At 35.1% G+C, this 1,726-nt stretch carries 1 protein-coding gene; it reads left to right on the top strand.

What is annotated here, in order from left to right; translation table 11 throughout:
• Positions 1-122 precede the first annotated feature (122 nt).
• Positions 123-1,628, top strand: a complete 1,506-nt coding sequence (locus BFA01S_RS21440) for a mechanosensitive ion channel (RefSeq protein WP_066235665.1) — start codon at positions 123-125, stop codon at positions 1,626-1,628.
• The last annotated feature ends 98 nt before the right edge of the window (positions 1,629-1,726 follow it).

Raw genomic sequence — 1,726 nt, 5'->3', positions numbered from 1 at the left:
TAAAAAGGACTTTATACAAGTATGGGAATGGATAGTTCAGAGAAAGATTTCCTGTTTTAAAAGAATGAGAGCGGGTATTACATTTAATAAATTATGCTACATATTGAAGGGAGTTAGGTAAAATGGATATGGATCGAATGCTAAATGGATGGTCTTCGTACCTTCATGAAATTCCAAACGTGTTATTGGCATTGCTTGTTTTATTAATTGGCTGGTTTGTCGCCAAGAAGATTGGAAAAACGGTGGAAAAGCTTTTAAAGAAAACGAATTTGGATAATAGGTTTTTCTCTAATTTCGGAAACAGGAAATATTCTTCCGAATTTATTATCGGAAAGATAGTTTACTATATTTTATTAGTTGTCGTATGGCTTATCTTCTTTAATATGCTGAACTTAAGCTTTATCGCAACTCCGCTTATGAGTATGCTATCAACTATTACTGCTGCAATTCCGAATATTTTAAAGGCTGCATTAATTTTATTAGTAGGCTGGGTAATCGCATCTCTGCTTCGCATGTTCTTTAATAAAGGCGCAGCAATGCTGCATTTTGATAATCTTTTAGTAAAATGGAATATTACAAAAACTCAAGCGGAAGCTATGGAAAAAATTAATGGCATCGGCAAAGTACTTTTCTATGTTGTTCTTCTTTTATTCTTACCTGGTGTATTAGGAGCACTTCACATTGAAGGAATTTCAGAACCATTTGAACATACTCTTTCAACTGTACTTGCTTTCATTCCTAAACTATTTGCTGCTGCTCTAATTGTTTTTGTCGGCTGGCTAATTGCTAAAATTGTCCGTGATATTTTAACGAACTTTTTACAAAGCATTGGTACAGAAAGACTGAGTCAGCGTTTAGGGCTTACAAAGTCAGTGGAAGGGACAAGCATTTCAAGTATTATCGGTAATATCGCGTTTATTCTTATTCTAATTCCAACTATTATTACAGCTCTGGAGAAACTTGATTTAGAAGGAATTTCAGCACCGGCAATTGCTATGCTGAATAATATCTTAACACTTATTCCAAACATTGCTGTTGCTGTCGTTCTTATTTTAGTCGGCTTATGGCTTGGGAAATGGGTAGAAAAAATTGTTGCACAAATGCTTAGACGTGTAGGAATTAATGGTCTGCTATACCAAATGGGCCTTGGGTCTTTAAATAAAGAAACAGCTAAGTACACAATTTCTGACATCATCGGTATGATCGTAAAGATCGTTATTGTATTATTATTTACAGTTGAAGCATTACGAATTGTTCACTTAGATTTCTTAGTAACACTTGCAACAGCTGTTATCTCATACTTACCGATGCTGTTTGCCGGAATTATTATCCTGGGAATCGGCTTATATATCGGAAATTTAACAGAGCGCATCTTGCAAAATGTGTTAAAGAATTCGTATTCCCGTCTGCTTGCATCTATTGCTAAATATGCTATCTTTACGATTACAATCTTTATGGCATTAGATCAAGTCGGTGTCGCGCATTCTATTGTAAATGCAGCATTTATCCTTATCTTAGGAGGATTAGCCTTAGCATTTGGTCTGGCATTTGGTCTTGGCGGGAAAGATTTCGCGGCAAAATATTTACGTAGACTAGATAATAAACTGGATGAAAATAATAAATTATAAAATAGAATGGAGCTGTCTGAAATTAGGACGGCTCCATTTTTGTATATTGCTAATGGTCTGTATGCAATGAATTTTATCCCAGCCTTAACGGGCAGTAA

It is taken from the genome of Metabacillus fastidiosus NBRC 101226 (assembly GCF_001591625.1).
GTDB lineage: Bacteria > Bacillota > Bacilli > Bacillales > Bacillaceae > Metabacillus > Metabacillus fastidiosus.
This window is presented reverse-complemented; position numbering and strand designations above follow the sequence as displayed.

Excerpts from the sequence above, each read along its gene's own strand:
- BFA01S_RS21440 (WP_066235665.1), top strand. The coding sequence starts at position 123 with ATGGATATGGATCGAATGCTAAATGGATGGTCTTCGTACCTTCATGAA.